Source organism: Acidovorax sp. K2F, from assembly GCF_025246485.1.
Taxonomy (GTDB): Bacteria; Pseudomonadota; Gammaproteobacteria; order Burkholderiales; family Burkholderiaceae_C; genus Acidovorax; species Acidovorax delafieldii.
This window is the reverse complement of the sequence record NZ_JAOBSQ010000052.1, coordinates 36,328-55,464: the sequence shown is the minus strand read 5'-3', so window position 1 is coordinate 55,464 and position 19,137 is coordinate 36,328. Positions and strand designations below refer to the sequence as shown.

Here is a 19,137-nt window from a genome sequence, read left to right as displayed (position 1 = left end):
TGGATTGCAGGGGATCGGCTCCCCACCTTCCATCCACATTTCAAGGACGCCCATCACCATGAACGCATTCAAATTCCTCAAGACCTGTACCGCTCTGGCGGCCACCTCCGTGTTGCTGGTGGCCTGCGGCGGTGGCAATAACGACGACCCATCTCCTAGCAACGAGCCCGGTGTGCTGACAGTCAGCAACGCCACCATCGACGGCCTGAATGGCGTGTATGGCAATGGCGCTCTCAACCTCACCGATGTCGACAAGAAGAACCCTGTCGGTTCGGTGCCGGAGCTGTGCACCTTCCGGTTTGATGGCGCCAACAAGGTGGGCTCATCGGCCACGGCCTTTGGCGATATCCGTTACCGCCCCGACGCCACCAGCCTGCACCAGGTGTTCCTGACGTTCGATGGCAAGGAATACGGCAGCGGCGAACCCACCGACACTGCCGTGGTCCGCGAAAGCGACCAGGTGCGCTTCAGCGGCAAGACGCTGACGGCGTCGGATGGATCTGGCGCCACGCTGCGCGTCAGCGGCATCGTGCCCATGCGCCCCAACCGTCCTTCGGGCTGTTGAGTCCGCGTTTTGCGCCTCGGAGACTCGGTTCAAGATCTGATTGCTTGTCTCCCTCCCCGGTCCCTTCGGCCGGTTCAGCCCCAGCTGCGATAGCGGCAGGGTTTTTTTGGGGGGGCGTGCGCGGGGCGGGTGCACACCGCTCTCCCTCGGGTTGCGGCGCAGGGCTGGGCGAACCTGTGTACCCGCGATCCCGGTGCGCGCAGCGGTTTGCTGGCGGCACAATGCATCGGTGTGCTTGCGGCGCTGTGGCCGCGCTGCACGCTACCCATCGTCCATGCCCGTACCACCCCCTCAACCAACCACCGTGGTGTGGCTGCACCCCGAAGCACCTGCCAAACCGGCCGAGGGAGCGCCCTGCAATGGCTGTGGTCTGTGTTGCCTGGCGGAACCCTGTCCGCTGGGTGTACTGGTCTCGCGCCGCCGCCGTGGCGCCTGCGTAGCCCTGCGCTGGAGCGATGTGGACCAGCGCTACTGGTGCGGCATGGTGGCCGATCCGGCCGGGGTGACGGGGCTCACCCACCCCTGGGCAGTGCGCGCCATGTCGGCGCTGGCGCGGCGCTGGATCGCATCGGGCGTGGGTTGTGATGCGCGGCTGGACGTGCAGGGCCCGCCTCCAGGCAACCAGCTGAAGTAATCCGCTATAAATTCAATAGCTATTCGGGCGTGTTTGACTAGCGCAAGCAGTGAATTGGACTGAAATTTCAGCCCCCCGCACTGCGCCGGGCCAGGTGCACGCCCGCCAGCATGCAGCGCACCGATCCACCCGCCAGTTCGATGGTTGGCACGTCCAACGGCAGCAAGCGGGCGCTTTGCTCGATGGTGGCACGCTGCGCCGGTGTGAGACTGGCAGCGGCGCGCGCCGACAGCGCCAGCACCCGGCCCTGGGCGCCCGAGAGCTCCAGCGCGTTGCCGGCAAATTCCCTGATCTGGTGGGGGCTCAGGGCGATGACCTCGCGGCCCGTCTCGCGCAGGCGCTCGCACACGGCTGCACGGCGCGCAGGATCGGTGATCATGTGAAAGCCACCCAGCGCAAACGCGGTGCCAATGCAGAGCATCACGTTGGTGTGGTAGCAGGGCTGGCCCTCCTCGTCTGCCGTGGCAAAGACCATGGGCTCGTAGTTGAAGTGTGTGCAAAAGCGCTCCAGAGCCACGGGGTCGGCGCGGTTCGATTGCGCGGTGTAGGCAATGCGGCCGATGTGGTCCAGGACCATCGCACCGGTGCCCTCCAGAAACATGCCATCGGCCTCCAGTCCCGAGTAGTCGATCACGTCCTGCACGCGGTACTCGGCCTTGAGCAACTCGATGACATCGCTGCGCCGCTCTCGCCGCCGGCTCCTGGCGTACATGGGGTAGATCGCCACATGGCCGCCCGCGTGGGTGGAGAACCAGTTGTTGGGGAACACTGCGTCGGGCGTGTCGTGCTCGCCGGGGGCGTCGAACAGGTGCACGCGCACCCCTGCGCCCTCCAGGCGCTCTGCAGCAGCAGTGACCTCGGCAAACGCGCGACGCGAGGTGTCACGGGCCGCCGGCTGCGCGGTGCGCACTTGAAAGGCGTTGTCGGCGGCGGTTTCGGGGTTGGGGTGAAAGCGATGCGGGCGCACCATCACAACGGCGCTGGGGGCTTGGACTGAGGCGTGCATGGCGGGGCGGGGTGTGAAAGAAGCGGGAAGACTTCCCAGAATTTTCTTGGCAGCCCCTGCTATCCTCTAGCCTCATAACTGGTCAAAATGGCTGATAAATTGCCGTTCTGCCAGTTTTGAAGCCCACTATGACCAAGCTCGACGACACCGACCGCGAAATCATCAGCATCTTGCGTGCGGACGCGCGCACCCCTGTGGCCACGTTGGCGCAAAAGCTGCGCGTATCACGCGGCACGGTGCAGAACCGCCTGCACAAGATGGAAGAGAGCGGCGTCATCACCGGCTACACCGTGCGCCTGCGCCCTGATTCCGAGCCGCAGCGCATCCGGGCGTGGATGAGCATTGCGGTCGAAGGCAATGCCGCCCCCGCCGTCATCCGCGCGCTGCGCGGCGAGCCCACGGTGGGGACGCTGCACACCACCAATGGCCGATGGGACATCGTGGCCGAGGTGCGTGCCGAGAGCCTGGAGTCGTTTGACGCGGCCCTGGGCCGCATTCGCCTCACGCCCGGCATTGGCAACACCGAAACCAGCATCTTGTTGTCCACCTACAAGGCGTGATGCGGCCCTGGCGGTGCACCAGCGCAAGGGCTGCGCGCTGGCGCCTGGGCGACAGCGGCTAGGGGGTTTCCGCATGCCCTCGCAGCGCGGCCTGCAGTCCAATGGCGAAGTCTTTGTTTTTGCATTTTCAGGAGCCTCGCCATGCAACGTCGCCAGATCATCCAATGGGGCGCCGCCAGCCTCGCTGCCCCCGCATTCCTGGCGCAGGCCCAGAGCTTTCCCAGCAAGCCCATCAAGCTCGTGATCGCCTTCCCGGCCGGTGGCCCCACCGACATCACCATGCGGTCGCTGGCCGACAACGCCAGCAAGATCCTGGGCCAGCCCGTGATCGTGGAGAACAAGCCCGGAGCCGGCGGCACCTTGCCCGCACAGCAGCTACAAACGTCTCCGGCCGATGGCTACACGGTGGCGCAGATTCCGCTGGGCGTGTTCCGCCTGCCTTACACCACCAAGATCAACTGGGACCCGGTCAAGGACATCAGCTACGTGCTCAACGTCACCGGCTACGCGTTTGGCCTGGTGGTGCCTGCCGACTCGCCCCTCAAGACCTGGACGCACTTCGTGGCCTGGGCCAAGGCCAACCCCGGCAAGCTGAGCTACGGCTCCACCGGCACTATGACCAGCCCGCACCTGACCATGGAGCTGATCGCGCAGCAGCTGGGCCTGGAGCTGCTGCACGTGCCCTACAAGGGGAGTGCCGACCTGATGCAATCCATCCTGGGCGGGCAGATCATGGCGGCGGCCGACTCCACCGGTTTTGCACCGCAGGTCGAGGCGGGCAAGCTGCGCGTGCTCAACACCTGGGGCGCCGAGCGCCTGGCCAAGTTCCCCGATGCGCCAACGCTCAAGGAGCTGGGCCTGAACCTGGTGCAGAACTCGCCCTTTGGCATTGGCGCCCCCAAGGGCACGCCCGATGCGGTGGTCAAGCGCCTGCATGATGCCTTCAAGCAGGCCATGGAGCAGGAGAGCTACAAGACCGCACTGGCCCGCTACGACATGGTGCCGATGTACATGAGCACGTCGGCGTACAAGAAGTTTGCGCAGGACACGTTCACGCGCGAGAAGGCGCTGGTGGAGAAACTGGGCTTGGCCAAACCCACCTGAGGCCACTCCCTTCGGAGGGCGCTATGCGTTCCGTGTGATGATCCGCAGCATTGAACGGAACTCACACACGATATGGCATCCCCCTCCGACAGCATCAGCATGGCCCTGTTCTGCGACTTTGAAAACGTCGCCCTGGGCGTGCGCGATGCACAGTACGAAAAGTTCGACATCAAGCCCATCCTGGAGCGCCTGCTGCTCAAGGGTTCCATCGTGGTCAAGAAGGCCTATTGCGACTGGGAGCGCTACAAGGGTTTCAAGGCCACCATGCACGAGGCGAATTTCGAGCTGATCGAGATCCCCCATGTGCGCCAGTCGGGCAAAAACTCGGCCGACATCCGCCTGGTGGTGGACGCGCTGGACCTCTGCTACACCAAGTCGCACGTCAACACCTTCGTCATCATCAGCGGCGACTCGGACTTTTCGCCGCTGGTGTCCAAGCTGCGCGAGAACAACAAGCAGGTGATCGGCGTGGGCGTGAAGCAGTCCACGTCCGATCTGCTGATTGCCAACTGCGACGAATTCATCTTCTATGACGACCTGGTGCGCGAGAACCAGCGTGCGCAGGCCCGCCGCCAGGCCCCAGGCAGCAGCCCGCCGTCCGCGCCACGCCGCAGCCCCGAGGAGGAGCGCAGCCGAAAGGAAAGCCAGGACGCGCGCCGCACCCAGGGCGTGGAGCTGGCGGCCGAAACGTTTGAAGCCCTGCTGTCCGAGCGCGGCGACACCGGCAAGATCTGGGCGTCGGTGCTCAAGGAGGCCATCAAGCGCCGCAAGCCCGATTTCAGCGAAGGCCGGTATGGCTTCCGCACCTTTGGCAACCTGCTCGAAGAAGCGCAGGCGCGCGGCCTGCTGGAGTTTGGGCGCGATGAAAAATCGGGCGCGTATGTGTTCCGCAGCCATGGTGGGCCGACGGCCGCGCCCGCGCGGCCTGAAGGAGCCGGTGAGCGAGCCAGCCAGGGCGGCGCCACGCGGCATGACTTTCATGCGGTGGCGACGGCACCCGATCTGCGTTCTGACAGTGGCGAAGGGCAGGGCGCGCCGGGCCGCAGCCGGGGGCGTCGCGGTGAGGGCGCAGACCGCCCCGACACACGCTCCACGCAGCGCAGCGAGCCGCGCAATGACTCGAACCAGGAGCCACAGGCGTCCGAGCAGGCGGATGTGCCGTCAGAGCGCCCGGCCAGCCGCTATTTCAGCCAGCCGGTGGCCCACGAGGCCGGGCCATTGGAGCGGGTGATCGACAGCAGCCCTGAGCAGGATGCGCGCGCCAAAGCGTTGGATGGCTCCGAGGCCCCGGCAGCGCAGATACCTGCTGAGAACGATGGTGCCGAGCCTGCAGCCCCTCGCCGCAGCCGCGCCCGCAGTGGAGGCGGTGCCAAGCCAGCTGCCAGCGCCCCCAAGGCTGCTGCCACGCCCCGAGCGCGTGGCGCGCGTGCCGTGGCGGATGCGGGCGGTGCTACAGCTGCCGAGGCATCGGCTTCTGCGGCCGAGGCACCAGCCGCTGAGGCACAAGACGCGGATCCCACCAAGGCGGCCGCTCCCCGTCCACGCAGCCGGGCCCGCAAGCCGGCCGCCAAACCCGCCGAGTAAGTGTTATTGGTCCGCTGCGGTCGCTGAGCGCCGCAACGCCAGCCGCTCTTGCACTTCTTCGTAACGGGGCGGCGTGCAGCCCGCCCGCTCCACACAGTGGCTGGCGCTGGCCAGCGCATGGTGCAGCACGGCGAGCAAACGGGCTTCGGTGACGGGGGCTGTCAGGCCACCATGACGCAGTGCCAAGGCCTCTTCGCCGCGCTCAGGCCCTGCCAGCCAGGCGGTGATCAAGCCCGCCAGAAAACAGTCACCCGCGCCCACCGTGTCCACCACCGTGATCGGCGCTTCGTCGCGCGCATGCACGGCCAGGCCGTCGCGCTGCAGCAGCCAGGCACCTTCCGGACCCAGGGTCAGGGCGAGCCATTGGGCCTGTGTTTGCTGCTGCAAATAGTGGGCGCGTTCCAATGCGTTGGCGCCCGGAACGGCCAGCGCCTCCAGGTCATCGTCGCTCACCTTGATGAGGTGGGCGTGCTGCAGGGCGGCCATCACGTTGGCGCGGTAGGCATCGGCATCGTCCACGGCCGACAGGCGCAGGTTGGCATCCACCACCACCATGCGGCCTGCTACGCGCTGCGCTGCCAGCCAGGGCTGGTAAACGGCAGCGTCCTGTGCCACCAGCGCCAGGCAGCCCGTGGCCACCACCAGCAAGTCGGGCAAAGCAGCGCAGGCGGCAATCAGCGCAGCAGCGGTCACCTGGCGGTCGGCCACGCCGTCGCGGTAGAAGCTGTAGCTCGCCTTGCCCGCGGCATCCAGCGCGGCCAGGGCCAGCGCGCTGGGCGCACGCACTGGCGCGGGCGCTGCCAGGGCCACGCCCGCGTCGTGCAGGCCGTGCGCCAGTTGTCGCCCCAGCATGTCGCCCGACAGCGGGTTGAGGTAGAGCGTGCCCACGCCCTGCAGGCCCAGCGCACGCGTGAGGTTGTAGACCGCGCCGCCCGCGCAGGGCTTGAGGCGGCCATCGGGCTCTTCGATCAGGTCAAACAAGGCCTCGCCCGCCGTGGCCACCCGCAGCGGCGGTGCGGTGTGGGCGGGGCTGGAGTCGGCGGACTGGATAGGGAAAACCATAAGTAAATCCACTTGATTTATTAACTCGTCGGCCACTATAGTTCGATCCCATCCACCCGACAAGAGTGGTTCACCTGCCAGCCGCGCAGCACGGGGCCGACAGGAATCTGCCATCCCAACACCCGGAGACAACACCATGCGACGCACCCCCGCCTTTGCGCTTTCTGCCCTTGCCCTCACCGGCGCCCTGGCCTGTGGCCTGGCCCAGGCGCAGACATCCGAGCCCGTCATCGGCCTCATCACCAAGACCGAGACCAACCCCTTCTTCGTGAAGATGAAAGAGGGCGCCACGGCCGAGGCCAAGAAGCTGGGTGCCAAGCTGGTGTCGGCCGCAGGCAAGACCGATGGCGACAACGCGGGCCAAGTCACGGCCATGGAGAACCTGATCGCCGCCGGTGCCAAGACCATCCTCATCACCCCCAGCGACGCCAAGGCCATCGTGCCCGCGATCAAGAAGGCGCAGGCGCGCGGCGTGATGGTGATTGCGCTCGACAGCCCCACCGAGCCCATGGATGCGACTGACGCGCTGTTTGCCACCGACAACTACAAGGCGGGCGAGCTGATCGGCCAATACGCCAAGGCCGCCGCTGCGGGCAAGAAGCCCGTGATTGCCACGCTGGACCTGTTCCCCGGCCACCCGGTGGGCGCGCAGCGGCACAACGGCTTCCTGAAGGGCTTTGGTCTGCAGGCCAACGATGCCAAGAGCAACGAGCTGTCGCGCCCCGCCGAAGTGGTGTGCATGGCCGACAGTTTTGGCGACCGCGCCAAGGGCCAGACTGGCATGGAAAACTGCCTGCAGAAGAACCCTGACATCAACATCGTCTACACCATTAACGAGCCCGCCGCCGCCGGTGCCTACAACGCGCTCAAGGCCGCAGGCAAGGAGAAGAACGTGCTCATCGTCTCGGTGGATGGTGGCTGCGCTGGCATCGCCGACGTGGGCAAGGGTGTGATCGCCGCCACCAGCCAGCAGTACCCGCTGCGCATGGCCGCGATGGGCGTGGCGGCAGGCGTGGAATACGCCAAGACCGGCAAGAAGGTCAGCGGCTACACCGACACCGGCGTGACGCTGATCGCTGCCAAGCCCATGGCGGGCGTGGACAGCAAGGATGTGAAGACCGGCACCGACCTGTGCTGGGGCGCCAAGTAAGAGCCGTTCTCAAAACTCTTCTGGCGTCGTTGCTGCGTCTTGTCGTACTACCGTACTGCCTGCGACGCAGCGCCTAGCCAGAACCGCTTCGCTGAGTTTTGCGAGCAGCTCTGAAAAAAACGCCTTCTCTCTGAGAGTCACCTCATCCACCCGCACGGAGCCGCCATGTCCTCGACCGCTTCCAAACTACCGCCGCTGGCCACGCTGGGGCCGTTCATCGCGCTGATCCTGGCGTGCGCCTTTTTTGCCACGCAGAGCGAACGTTTTCTGTCCGCGCAGAACTTCGCGCTCATCCTGCAGCAGGTCATGGTCGTGGCCGTAATCGCAATTGGCCAGACGCTGGTCATCCTCACGGCGGGCATTGATCTGTCGTGTGGCATGGTCATGGCACTGGGTGGCATCGTGATGACCAAGATGGCGGCGGACTACGGCCTCTCTGCCCCTGTGGCGATTGCCTGCGGCATGGCGGTGACCGTGCTGTTCGGGTTGATCAACGGCCTCTTGGTCACCAAGATCAAGCTGCCGCCCTTCATCGTCACGCTGGGCACGCTCAACATCGCGTTTGCCGCCACGCAGCTGTACTCGGGCGCGCAGACCATCACCGACATCCCCGCTGGCATGACCGCACTGGGCAACACCTTCCAGCTGGGGCAGACCGCCATCGTCTGGGGCGCGGTGCTCATGCTGGTGCTGTACCTCGTCACCTGGTTTGCGCTGCGCGAAACCGCGCCGGGCCGCCATGTCTACGCCGTGGGCAACAGCCCCGAAGCCACGCGCCTTACCGGCATTGCCACCGACAAGGTGCTGCTGGGCGTGTATGTGCTGGCGGGCCTGTTCTACGGCATCGCGTCGGTGCTGTCGGTGGCCCGCACCGGCGCGGGCGACCCGAACGCGGGCCAGACCGAAAACCTGGATGCCATCAGCGCCGTGGTGCTGGGCGGCACCAGCCTGTTTGGCGGGCGCGGCATGATTTTGGGCACGCTGGTGGGGGCGCTCATTGTGGGCGTGTTCCGCAACGGGCTCACGCTCATGGGCGTGTCGTCGGTGTACCAGATCCTCGTCACCGGCATCCTCGTGATCCTGGCCGTGGCCACCGACCAACTCTCGCGCAAAGGAGTGCGTTGATCATGACCACCTCCCCACACACCACGAACGCCCCGCTCGTCATGCAGGCCAAGGGCCTGGTCAAGCGCTACGGGCAGGTCACCGCGTTGGATGGCGCCGACTTTGAACTGCGCGCCGGGGAGATCCTGGCTGTGATCGGCGACAACGGCGCGGGCAAGTCGAGTCTCATCAAGGCGCTGTCGGGCGCCACCGTGCCCGACGAAGGCGAGATCCTGCTCGACGGCCAGCGCATCCAGTTCAAGAGCCCCATCGACGCACGCCGCGCGGGCATCGAAACCGTGTACCAGGACCTGGCCGTGGCCCCGGCCATGACGATTGCTGAAAACCTGTTTCTCGGCCGCGAACTGCGCCGCCCCGGACTGCTGGGCAGCGCTCTGCGCATGCTCGACAAGAAAAAGATGCTCGAAGAAAGCGTGGCCCGCATGGCCGAACTGAAGGTCGGCATCCGCTCCATGACACAGGCGGTGGAGACGCTCTCCGGCGGCCAGCGCCAGTGCGTGGCCGTGGCGCGGGCGGCAGCGTTTGCGCGCCACGTCGTCATCATGGACGAGCCCACCGCCGCCCTCGGCGTGAAGGAGGGCAACATGGTGCTGGAGCTCATCCGCCGCGTGCGCGACAAGGGCCTGCCCGTCATCCTCATCAGCCACAACATGCCCCATGTGTTCGAGATTGCCGACCGCATCCACATCGCCCGCCTGGGCAAGCGCGCCGCCGTGGTCAACCCCAAGAAGATCAGCATGAGCGACACCGTGGCCGTGATGACCGGGGCCATGGCCGCATCTGACCTGCCCGCTGAATGCCTTGCCTGAACCATGCTGAAAAATATCAACCCCCTGCTGACCCCCGACCTGCTCAAGGTGCTGGCCGAGATGGGCCATGACGACGCCATTGTTTTGGCCGATGCCAACTTCACCGCCATGAGCCTGGGCGCGGGCAAGCCCGTGCTGCGCCTGCCCGGCATTGGCATGGCACGCGCCGTGCAGGCCGTGGCCAGCGTGCTGCCATTGGCGCAGGACGTGGCGCACCCCGTGGCCTACATGCAGGTGGGTGGCACCGAGCCGCCGTACCGCTCGGCCCTGCAGCGCGAAACCATGGACGTGCTGGCACGCGAGGGCGTGGCCAGCGCGCAGGCAGAAGGCGTGGAGCGTTTCGCGTTCTACGAGCGCGTCAAAAAGGCCTATGCCATCGTGGTGACGGGCGAGCTGCAGCCCTGGGGCAACTTCCTGCTGCGCAAGGGCGTCATCGGCGACACTCTGAACGCCTGATTGTTTCATCACCATGCTGGACACCGACGCATCCCTACCCGCCGTTGACAACACTGCCGCCAGCCCCGCGCTGCTGCGCCAGCGCGGCTCCAACCACGTGGGGCTGCGCCAGTTCAATGAGCGTGTGGTGCTGCAGGCGCTGCGCACCCATGGCAGCCTGGCCAAGGCCGAGATGGCGCGGGTCACGGGACTCACGGCGCAGACCATCGGCCTCATCACCGCCCGGCTCGACGAAGACCAGTTGCTGCGCCGCGAAGCGCCCGTGCGCGGCCGCGTGGGCCAGCCTTCGGTGCCCATTGGTCTCAACCCCGACGGCGCCTTTGCCATCGGCATCAAGATCGGCCGCCGCAGCGCCGACTGGCTGCTGGTGGACTTCACCGGCCATGTGCGCGAGCGCATCGTGCTCGACTACGCCTTCCCTGACATCGACGTGCTGTTGCCCGCCATCCGCACGCACCTGAACCAGCTGCTCGACGGCCTGGGTCCGCTGCGCTCGCGCGTGGTGGGCGTGGGCGTGGCAGCGCCGTTCCAGCTCGGCGGCTGGCACCGCATGCTGGGGCTCACCGAGGCGCAGTCGGAAGCCTGGAACAACATCGACCTGGCCGAGCAGGTGCAGCAGATGACCGAGCTGCCCGTGAGCTTTGCCAAGGACACCTCCGCCGCCTGCGTGGCCGAGCTGCTGCAGGGGCGTGGGCGCGACATCCCGAGCTTTTTGTACCTGTTCATGGACACCTTTGTGGGTGGCGGGCTGGTCATCAACTCGCACCTGCACCGGGGCTTGCACGGCAATGCCGGCGCGGTGGCCTCGCTGCCGCTGTCACCAGCCCTTCCCGGGCAGGCCCCCGCGCAGCTCATCAGCCAGGCATCGCTGTGGGAGCTGGAGCAGCGCTTTCGCGAACATGGCCTCGACCCTATGGCCGCCTACGACAAGCGTGTGCTGCAGGCCCCGTGGCTGGAACACAGCCGGGGCTGGATTGCGCGCGCTGCGGCGGGCCTGGCGCACTGCATCGTCTCGGCCACCGCGTTTTTGGATCTGGACGCCGTGGTGGTCGATGGCGCCGCAGCCCCCGAGCTGCTGCAGGCCCTGTGCGAAGGCGCCCGCCACGCGCTGGCCGACTACAACTGGGAAGGCCTGCACCAGCCCCCCCGCCTGGAGCTGGGCACCATGGGCTCGGACGCCCGCGCGCTGGGCGGAGCGCTGCTGCCGCTGCATGCGTGTTTTGCGCCGGATACCGATATCTTCCTCAAGGCTTGATGGTCGTGCTATTGAAACAATAGCTGTCACGGCATATTCCACTAGCGCAGGTGGCGTTTTCAGTCAAAACTGCTTCCTGGAGGTCTTGCGTACACTGTGCCCTCCTGGGAGCGCTGGCCCAGTTGCGTCGATCAGCCAGGGGCTGTGGCGACTGCGCCCTGTTGCCTGCTGCGCTTGCTTTGCTGACAGTTAGCGCCCCGCCAGGATCGCCCGCGCCACTTCGGCAAACCCCGCGCCCCGTTCGCCCTGCGTCACATAGCGTGGCAGATGTGTGAGCTGCGGCACAAACCGCGCGATATTGGCCACGCCCACGCTGTGCGGAAAATGCTCGAACATGAGCTGGTCGTTTGTAGAGTCGCCCACGTAGACCCATCGGTCGATCTCTGCATCAAGGTCGCGCCTGAACAGCTCGCGCACGATCCATCGGGCCCCCTCCAGCTTGTTGTGCGTGCCGTACCAGCCGTTGATGTGAATACTGCTCACAGTGGCGTTCATCCCGGCCGCTCGCATCAGTGCTACGCAACGGTCGATGTCGACCTGCGGCATTTGGGTGAACTCGCTGTGGTCGATGGCGATATCGCACTCGCGGCCTTCGGAGTCGGTAGCACGCTGAGCGCCAGGGACCTGATGCTCTATCTTTTCCAGTACCTGTCGCATGTGGGCGAAGTTGGCGACACGGGCGGCAGCATCTTGCTGGTAGAGCTTTGCAAGAGAACCATCGGGTTGCCGGACAAGTGCAACGGCACCGTTCTCCGCCACGATGGCGTTGACCGGCCAGGACAGCGCGAAAGGTTCGCTCCAGCCGACAGGCCGGCCTGTGATGGGGACTACGGGTAACCCGATCCGGCGCAGGTGGTGGAGGGCTCCGAGCGCGTCATCCGAGATGCCACCATCCGTCGTCAGCGTGTCGTCGATGTCAGTAAACAACCCAATGATATCGACCGGCTTGTTGCGTGCCCAATCGTCCAATGGCTTCATAACGCTGCTCTCATGATGGGGCGTTCTACCCGTAGGTACCACAGCCAGCTAATGAGCACGATAGCTATGGGAAGTGCGAGCATGAATAGCATCAACGCAGTAGGTGAATGGACTCCCCAGTACGCCCGCGCCTTCCCACTTAAATCGAGCAAGAATGTGTGTAGTAAATAGAGACTGTAGGATGCGTCGCCGACACGCACCAGCCAGCCCGGTGGCCTAATACTGGTCTGCTCTAGGGCCAGCACGGCACACAACGCCGCCAATCCCATCACACCAAAGCTTGCGGCACGTAATACTTCAATGCGATCAAAGTAGGACGATGTTGAACCGAGGATGAGGCCTGCCGTGAACGCAAGCGTGCACACCGGAATGGTGACTTGAGGTATGGAGAATAACCGTGATCTGCTGTCGTATGCTTGGGCCAATAATGCCCCGCCCAGAAACTCGATACCCAAGCCAGTCAGCCCGTATCTGAGTGGTTGGCGCCCATCGAGTACCGCAGGTGTGTCAGCAATGAGCCAGCCCACGCCCCACGCCGCGAGCAGCGCCATGAAAGCAACGATCGCTTTGACTTGGTGGCGTTGAGGGAGCAAGGCAACCAAGACGATCCATAGATAAAAGTAGATCTCCATCGTCAGCGACCAAGCAGGCGGCAACCAGTTGTCCCAAATGTTCGGGTACAACAAGAAGGTGCTCATAACCATCTTCCTGAGCGGTGGCAGGCGCTCGTGGTAGACGAAGGCAGTCGTGAATGCTATCAGCAGCAGCACGGGCCAGTATCCCAGATAGATACGCAGGAGCCGCCTCTTGATGAATGGCCAAGCGCCTCTCGCAGGAATCGTCCTTTGGGCAGAGCGGTACACCACGAAGCCGCTCAGGGCAAAGAAGATGTCCACGCCGGAAAATCCCCAGTGTGTCACGGCGCTCGTCATTGACAGAAGTGGTACCAGATCCCAATGGGGGTGCATATGGAAAAAGAGCACCATCAGTGCGGCGATACCGCGCAGCGCTTGGATCCACTGCAGTTCTGAGTTGATCGGCGGCTTAGTGTTCATTGGACAGTTCGGGGCTTAATGCCTCGCGCGGCGCATTGCTCACGTCGTAGTGGAGAAAGGCGATGAGAAACTGGATGCCGATGATCAACGGAAGCGCTGCGAACATGACGGTGCCGCTCGAAGCTGGTTGTCCCGTAATGGCGCTTTGAGCCCAGTGAACGCCGCCGAAAATCATGCCCACCAAGCACAGTGCAGAGCCCAGTATGCTGTACAGGCTGCCAATGTTGAAGTCCCGGAGCAGGTACAGATAGACGTAGCGCTTCACGAGCCGTGTAGCGTGCTTTCTTAGAAACTCGGGGAGTATCTTCGAAATTTTCAGGTTGGATTCTTCGTCTGCATACACTGAATCCATCGGCACGTCGTGCACCACTGCGCGAATGGTGTTGAGGTGGTAAAGCATATCGGTTTCGAAAAAGTAGCGGCGTTCTAGTTTTTCGAGAGGAAGTTTGCGCAGTACCGCGGTATGGATGGCTGTATACCCATTTGTTGGGTCCATCGACGACCAATACCCGCAGCTGAGTTTGGTCAGAAAAGACAACGCAGCGTTGCCGAACAACCGCATAGGGGGCATGCCGCGCAGTGACTCCGGCCTATAGAAGCGATTTCCTTTCGTGTAGTCAGCCAACCCACGAACAATAGGCCGCACGAAATGGGGTAGTAATACGGGATTCATTTGCCCGTCGCCATCAATTTTTACGACGATGTCCATATCGTCTTGGATCGCAGCGTGGTAGGCGGTGACAATAGCCCCGCCAACGCCACGATTCTCGGGGTTGTAGAGCACCCGTACCCTCGGATCCCGGTTGTGCTCTTCAATAAATCGCCCGCTACCTTCCGGGCAACCGTCATCGACCGCGTATACGGTCTGAACTTCGGGGCCGATCGCAGAGATAACGCCCAACACATGCTGGGTTACTTTGTAGCAAGGGATGGCAACGGCAATTCGCATAAGTCGAAATTCCTTAACTCGTGGCGGCCAGCGTCACACCGACCATGATGAGCGCACCGCCTGCCAGAGTGCGCCAGTGAAGGGGCTCGCCCAAGAATACCCACGCCAAAGTGGGCACTATCAAAAATGCCAATCCCATAAATGGATAGGCCAAATGCAGCGGGGCGTGACGAAGCACCCAGACCCATGCAATCGTGGTGACTCCGTAAAGTGCGAAGGCAGCAATGAGCCATCCGTTGTGCAAGAAAGCAGTGATGGACAGTGCTGCGGGTAAGGTTTCTGCTGCTTTCTTGAAAAGTAGTTGCCCAAAAGAGATGCCCAGCACACAGGCAAAGGTGAAAAAGGCCAGCGTAATAGTCATGGGAAGCCTATATTTTCTCAGGGTCAGCAACAGCGAACCACGTCAAACCTCCGTGGCTTCCGATTTCTTTCAGCATCGGACTATCGCGAAGCCGCAATGCTTCATCTTCGAACGCAGCCACCCGTTTTGCGCTAGTGCGGCGGAAGTCGAAGGTTTTGGGGTCGAGAGTCACTACAACCCACTCCATCCAGGGAGACGTCACAGAATAAGTGCCGCCATCGGCGACAGGGCCTGTTTTGAAAGCTAGATGCTGATACCTGTTGACTGTTGGCCAGTCTTTCTCTGCCAATCCCAGCTGTTTCCAAAGGCTGGTATGGGGATATGCCAGCACGCCGTTTACAACTGGCAGGCCAACAGCAGGCAGAAAATGTGGGCCCATTCCTTCTCCGCTGACGAACAGCGTTCGTTGAAGTGTGCCTGTGTTATCTGACGCCAGTGCCCTCACTTCTGGCTGGAGTTTCACATTTTTGGGGGCCTTGGTTATTGGATTGAATCCCAAAGATGCGGTGAGAAAGAAAATAGAAAAAAGTAAAATAGGTCCTTTTACATTTTTTTGAGTCAACCACCAAACACTGAAAATTACAATTATCAAAACTGCGGTTGTATAAATCGCGCTATTTTTAGGGAATGTGATCGCTGGCATTCTGGTTAGTACGAAATACGCCAACCAAACGCTTGATACTACAGTGGCGGCAATCAAGGATTTTCTCAAAAGGACATTCGATTCGCACGTGACCGTACGATTCGATGCAGTAGTCATGAGACTCAGCAGTATTATGAAGGCCAAGCCCAGAGAAACATCTGCCCGATTGGTTGGAACTCTACCCCATTGGCTCACATTCGCAAAAAATTCCGGGACGCCGATAAACGCGAAGAAGAAATAATAGGCAATGAACAGGGCGCAACCCAGGGTGATCCATCTCCCTCTTTTTTCCTGAAATACGTCACAAATGCAAAGCCAAGCCATGGCGAACGGAAGCCAGATGTATGAGCTTATTTCAGGCTGATTTGTCCATGGATCGTCCCGGCTGAAGGTGATGGACTCCGCATTTGTGTATCCACGAAACGCCCATAGCAAATTCTGGTCGCCGCCGGTAAGAGTGGTGCGCTGCCCGGGATAAACCGTGTTCTGCATCAAGTGGATGGCGTCTTTGGTATCCGACCACCAACTTCCCACCAACATCGCCAATACTACGAGAAGGGTAATTGCGCCCGCAATCTGCGGTCGATGGAAGGCCAAGGTTTTTCGCTGATCAATAGCCCAGCCAGTGAAGAGCAGCGCAAGCAGTGTGCCGATCGATACCATCCAAGGTGGGTACAGGGTCAGCACCCATGCTGCGAGGGCATAGCCCACTGTTGCACCCCAGGCCAATGCGTGACTTAACTTTTGTGTGCGCATTAACTTGATAGTGCACGCAAATGCCAACGCCGGGAATAAGGTGAAATATAAGGGCCAATTCGACCATGCCGCTGCATAGGGCGCCACGACGAAGAGAGATGCCAGAGCGAAGTTTCGGCCGACTGATGAAGGCTTGATTAAGTTGAGGAGCCACCATAAAACAAGGAAGCATCCCCAAAATGGAAGCTGCCAATGCCAAGCCTGTGCTTGACGAAGCGGGAGAAAAAAGTAGCCCCAAGTTGCGGGACGTGCTAGAGCAGACCATTGCGCTATGGGAACGCCAGTCATTCCCAAAACTCCCATGTTTTGTCCATCAATCCCAAGATTGGTATTGATGATGGGGAATTGGGGAGTGTGGTTGACCTGTGCGAGCACATTGGGAGTCAGTATTCCCCATTCATCTCCGCGGGAGTATTGGAGTTTGAATATCTTAGAGTCACTTCCCGTTGTGCTGGAAACAGCTCTTGCTACCGGTCCGTCCAGCACAATTCTAAAAGAACTCCCCGTAACGCCAATTGCAACGAGAATCAAGGCTGTAAAAATTATTCCAATGGAGATAGATTTGTGTCTATTCTGTATCCAGTCGGCCGTGTCGTTGGTCAATTTTTCGAAGCGTTTTGTGTAAACAACGCCGATAGCGAGTAGTACTATTATCAATAGTGCCCAATGCCGCGCGTACGTCTTTGATACATGAACAACCTGAGGTTTTCCGTTGGCGGCTAAAAACTCAATCCTCTCTTTGTTTTTTAGCGTTGCGGCGAGATGCATTTCACTCAAGCCGCCACGCAGACCCTTATCAAAAGAAAAATAGACGACAAACCTGTTTTCTTCTACTGATAGATTTTTTATTTTTCCATTGCTGCCACCAATCTGCACCTCAAATCTAGGTTCACTTTCCGCAAGGTGGTCTATTGTGGTGTGTCCGGAGATTTTGATCGTTTTTGACGTTAGGTCATATTCACTGCCATCGACTATTCCCTTCGCGATGACGTTCGCATCGCCCCAAGCGCCCGCTTGAAATGCAATTAATAAAAATGTGACCAGTAAGTTGCGTAGCATTTTATTTTTAATGTCGATACGGGGCTAAAAGCTACCCTCGTTACCTAGTGTTCAGATTGCGATCTCTATCCAGCTAGTTTGCCTGCAAAGCCAACCCCGCATGCTCCCGCAGAGGATGGAAGTGGATCTTCGGAAACCGCTCCTGCGCCAGCCGCACGTCGTAGGGCGAGGTGCAAAGGTACGCCAGTGTGTCGGCCGCATCGTGCGCCAGCCGCAGCGGGTAGGCGTCGGTGAACGCGCGCAGGTCGGCGGCGTTGTCCGCTGTGATCCAGCGCGCGCCCGTGTACTGGCAGCCCTCCAGCCGCACATCGGCGTCGTACTCGGCCTTCAGGCGGTGCTGTACCACTTCAAACTGCAACTGGCCCACGGCGCCCAGCAGCATGTTGCCGCCTGCGTCGGGCTTGAAGACCTGGATCGCGCCTTCCTCGCCCAGCTGGGCCAGGCCCTGCTGGAGCTGTTTGGTGCGCAGTGGGTTCTTGAGCACCACGGTCATGAACATTTCTGGCGCGAAGAAGGGCAGGCCGGTGAACTGCAGGTTGGCGCCGTCGGTGATGGTGTCGCCCAGCTGCACGCCGCCGTGCGTGGTGAAGCCGATGATGTCGCCCGCGTAGGCTTCTTCGACCGCCTCGCGGCGCTGCGACATGAAGGTGACGACTGAGGTGGGGCGCAGCTCCTTGGCGGTGCGCTGCACCTTGAGCTTCATGCCCGGCGTGTACTTGCCGCTCGCCACGCGCACGAAGGCGATGCGGTCGCGGTGGTTGGCGTCCATGTTGGCTTGCACCTTGAACACCACGCCAGCAAAGCCTTCGTCTTCGGGCTGGATGGTCTTGACCACGGGCTGTTTGTTGACTTCGAGCGTGCTCACGCGCGGGCCAGGTGGCGGTGCCATGTCTACCAGTGCGTCCAGCACCTCCATCACCCCGAAGTTGTTCACGCCGGAGCCAAAGAACACAGGGGTCAGCTTGCCGGCCAGGAAGGCCTCGTGGTCCCATGCGGGGGATGCGCCCACGGCCAGTTCCATACTCTCCAGCGCGGCGTCAAACTCGGCGCCGAAGCGCGCGCGCAGTGTGGTTTCATCCGACAGAGGTATGGATTCAAAGTCCTGCGGGCGGCGTTCGCTGCCGGACTCGAACACCGTCATGGTCTTGGTGCGCAGGTTGATGATGCCGCCGAAGGCCTTGCCCTGGCCTACGGGCCAGGTCATGGGGCAGCAGGGCATGCCCAGCTCGCGCTCCACTTCGTCCATGATGTCCAGCGGGTCGCGCACTTCGCGGTCCATCTTGTTGACGAAGGTAATGATGGGCGTGTCGCGCTGGCGGCAGACTTCGATCAGGCGGCGCGTCTGCGCTTCCACACCGTTGGCAGCGTCGATCACCATCAGCGCCGAATCGACGGCGGTGAGCACGCGGTAGGTATCTTCCGAGAAGTCCTTGTGGCCGGGCGTGTCGAGCAGGTTGATGACATGCTCGCGGTAGAGCATCTGCATGACCGACGAGGCCACCGAGATGCCGCGCTGCTTTTCAATTTCCATCCAGTCTGACGTGGCGTGGCGGCTGGCCTTGCGGCCCTTCACGGCGCCGGCGATCTGGATCGCGCCCGAGAACAGCAGCAGCTTTTCGGTCAGCGTGGTCTTACCCGCATCGGGGTGGGAAATGATGGCAAAGGTGCGGCGGCGCCGGGTTTCTGGGGCGTAGGACACAGGGGTTCCTGAATGGGATGGAGCGGGGCAGCGTGCCCTGCACAAGAATCTGGGGGCGGGGCCTGCGGGGAGGCCACGAGGTCTGCGGTCGCGGGATTTTACTGTTCCGTGCAAGGCTCGGGGATGGATTGCCCCGCTGGCGTAGCGCCGGGCGAGCACTTGCTTTTATAATCCGGCGATCCGAGGAGCGTTGCAGCGTCCCCAGCGTAGGCGGGGCGTGAGGCTCGGAGTCATCTAGCAACGACGCTCATCCACTTCGCGTGCGGTGAGTCGTATCGACCATCCCCTTCGCGCAGTGGCTTTTCAAACATGCTTTGGAGCACACCA

The 19,137-nt window shown here is 62.3% G+C and carries 18 protein-coding genes and 1 riboswitch; of the genes, 10 read left to right on the top strand and 8 right to left on the bottom strand.

Annotated features, from left to right (window positions below; genetic code table 11):
• Positions 1-58 precede the first annotated feature (58 nt).
• Together N4G42_RS20805 and N4G42_RS20800 are read left to right on the top strand one after the other, a co-directional pair.
• The gene (locus N4G42_RS20805; RefSeq protein WP_056057896.1) at positions 59-565 is read left to right on the top strand and encodes a hypothetical protein; all 507 of its coding nucleotides are present in this window, start codon (positions 59-61) and stop codon (positions 563-565) included.
• Between the two features lie 274 nt (positions 566-839).
• Positions 840-1,199: a hypothetical protein gene (locus tag N4G42_RS20800; protein ID WP_260668555.1), complete on the top strand. Its 360-nt coding sequence runs from the start codon at positions 840-842 to the stop codon at positions 1,197-1,199.
• A gap of 67 nt (positions 1,200-1,266) precedes the next feature.
• Here N4G42_RS20800 and ctlX read toward each other — a convergent pair whose 3' ends face one another.
• Positions 1,267-2,205 (bottom strand): citrulline utilization hydrolase CtlX, encoded by a 939-nt coding sequence (ctlX, locus tag N4G42_RS20795; protein WP_260668554.1) that lies wholly within the window; start codon positions 2,203-2,205, stop codon positions 1,267-1,269.
• Positions 2,206-2,333: 128 nt separating this feature from the next.
• Between ctlX and N4G42_RS20790 the strand changes: the two genes are divergently transcribed.
• The 3 genes from N4G42_RS20790 to N4G42_RS20780 all read left to right on the top strand — a co-directional run bounded on the left by N4G42_RS20790 (position 2,334) and on the right by N4G42_RS20780 (position 5,453).
• Positions 2,334-2,765: an Lrp/AsnC family transcriptional regulator gene (locus tag N4G42_RS20790; RefSeq protein WP_260668553.1), complete on the top strand. Its 432-nt coding sequence runs from the start codon at positions 2,334-2,336 to the stop codon at positions 2,763-2,765.
• 141 nt (positions 2,766-2,906) lie between these two features.
• Positions 2,907-3,869 carry a Bug family tripartite tricarboxylate transporter substrate binding protein gene (locus tag N4G42_RS20785; RefSeq protein WP_108498456.1) on the top strand — a complete coding sequence of 321 codons (963 nt, stop codon included), beginning with the start codon at positions 2,907-2,909 and terminating at the stop codon, positions 3,867-3,869.
• Between the two features lie 72 nt (positions 3,870-3,941).
• Positions 3,942-5,453, top strand: a complete 1,512-nt coding sequence (locus N4G42_RS20780; protein WP_260668552.1) for an NYN domain-containing protein — start codon at positions 3,942-3,944, stop codon at positions 5,451-5,453.
• A 3-nt stretch (positions 5,454-5,456) separates the two neighbouring features.
• Here the strand turns inward: N4G42_RS20780 and N4G42_RS20775 are convergent, their stop codons facing one another.
• Positions 5,457-6,515 (bottom strand): PfkB family carbohydrate kinase, encoded by a 1,059-nt coding sequence (locus N4G42_RS20775; RefSeq protein ID WP_260668551.1) that lies wholly within the window; start codon positions 6,513-6,515, stop codon positions 5,457-5,459.
• A 136-nt stretch (positions 6,516-6,651) separates the two neighbouring features.
• Between N4G42_RS20775 and N4G42_RS20770 the strand changes: the two genes are divergently transcribed.
• The 5 genes from N4G42_RS20770 (at position 6,652) to N4G42_RS20750 (ending at position 11,310) form a co-directional block, all read left to right on the top strand.
• Entirely contained in the window at positions 6,652-7,665 is a 1,014-nt protein-coding gene (locus tag N4G42_RS20770) for a sugar ABC transporter substrate-binding protein (RefSeq protein WP_260668550.1), read from the top strand.
• Between the two features lie 165 nt (positions 7,666-7,830).
• Entirely contained in the window at positions 7,831-8,790 is a 960-nt protein-coding gene (locus N4G42_RS20765; RefSeq protein WP_260668548.1) for an ABC transporter permease, read from the top strand.
• Between the two features lie 2 nt (positions 8,791-8,792).
• Positions 8,793-9,599, top strand: coding sequence for an ATP-binding cassette domain-containing protein (locus tag N4G42_RS20760; protein ID WP_055393072.1), 807 nt, complete (start codon positions 8,793-8,795; stop codon positions 9,597-9,599).
• Between the two features lie 3 nt (positions 9,600-9,602).
• Positions 9,603-10,055 carry an RbsD/FucU family protein gene (locus N4G42_RS20755; protein ID WP_260668547.1) on the top strand — a complete coding sequence of 151 codons (453 nt, stop codon included), beginning with the start codon at positions 9,603-9,605 and terminating at the stop codon, positions 10,053-10,055.
• A gap of 13 nt (positions 10,056-10,068) precedes the next feature.
• Entirely contained in the window at positions 10,069-11,310 is a 1,242-nt protein-coding gene (locus tag N4G42_RS20750; RefSeq protein ID WP_218301640.1) for an ROK family transcriptional regulator, read from the top strand.
• Positions 11,311-11,499: 189 nt separating this feature from the next.
• Here the strand turns inward: N4G42_RS20750 and N4G42_RS20745 are convergent, their stop codons facing one another.
• The 6 genes from N4G42_RS20745 to N4G42_RS20720 all read right to left on the bottom strand — a co-directional run bounded on the left by N4G42_RS20745 (position 11,500) and on the right by N4G42_RS20720 (position 18,810).
• On the bottom strand, positions 11,500-12,288 hold the full coding sequence (locus N4G42_RS20745; RefSeq protein WP_260668545.1) for an HAD-IIB family hydrolase: 789 nt from the start codon (positions 12,286-12,288) through the stop codon (positions 11,500-11,502).
• A complete protein-coding gene (locus N4G42_RS20740; RefSeq protein ID WP_260668544.1) occupies positions 12,285-13,343 on the bottom strand; it encodes an acyltransferase family protein in 1,059 nt (352 codons plus the stop codon). Before N4G42_RS20740 ends, N4G42_RS20745 begins: the two co-directional genes overlap by 4 nt.
• Positions 13,333-14,292, bottom strand: coding sequence for a glycosyltransferase family 2 protein (locus N4G42_RS20735; protein WP_260668543.1), 960 nt, complete (start codon positions 14,290-14,292; stop codon positions 13,333-13,335). The genes N4G42_RS20740 and N4G42_RS20735 overlap by 11 nt, the downstream gene beginning before the upstream one ends.
• A 13-nt stretch (positions 14,293-14,305) precedes the next feature.
• Entirely contained in the window at positions 14,306-14,653 is a 348-nt protein-coding gene (locus tag N4G42_RS20730; protein WP_260668542.1) for an EamA family transporter, read from the bottom strand.
• A gap of 7 nt (positions 14,654-14,660) precedes the next feature.
• Entirely contained in the window at positions 14,661-17,111 is a 2,451-nt protein-coding gene (locus N4G42_RS20725) for a hypothetical protein (RefSeq protein ID WP_260668541.1), read from the bottom strand.
• A 73-nt stretch (positions 17,112-17,184) separates the two neighbouring features.
• Positions 17,185-18,810, bottom strand: coding sequence for a peptide chain release factor 3 (locus N4G42_RS20720; RefSeq protein WP_260668540.1), 1,626 nt, complete (start codon positions 18,808-18,810; stop codon positions 17,185-17,187).
• Positions 18,811-18,986: 176 nt separating this feature from the next.
• A riboswitch (S-adenosyl-L-homocysteine riboswitch) is annotated at positions 18,987-19,066 on the top strand.
• Positions 19,067-19,137 lie beyond the last annotated feature (71 nt).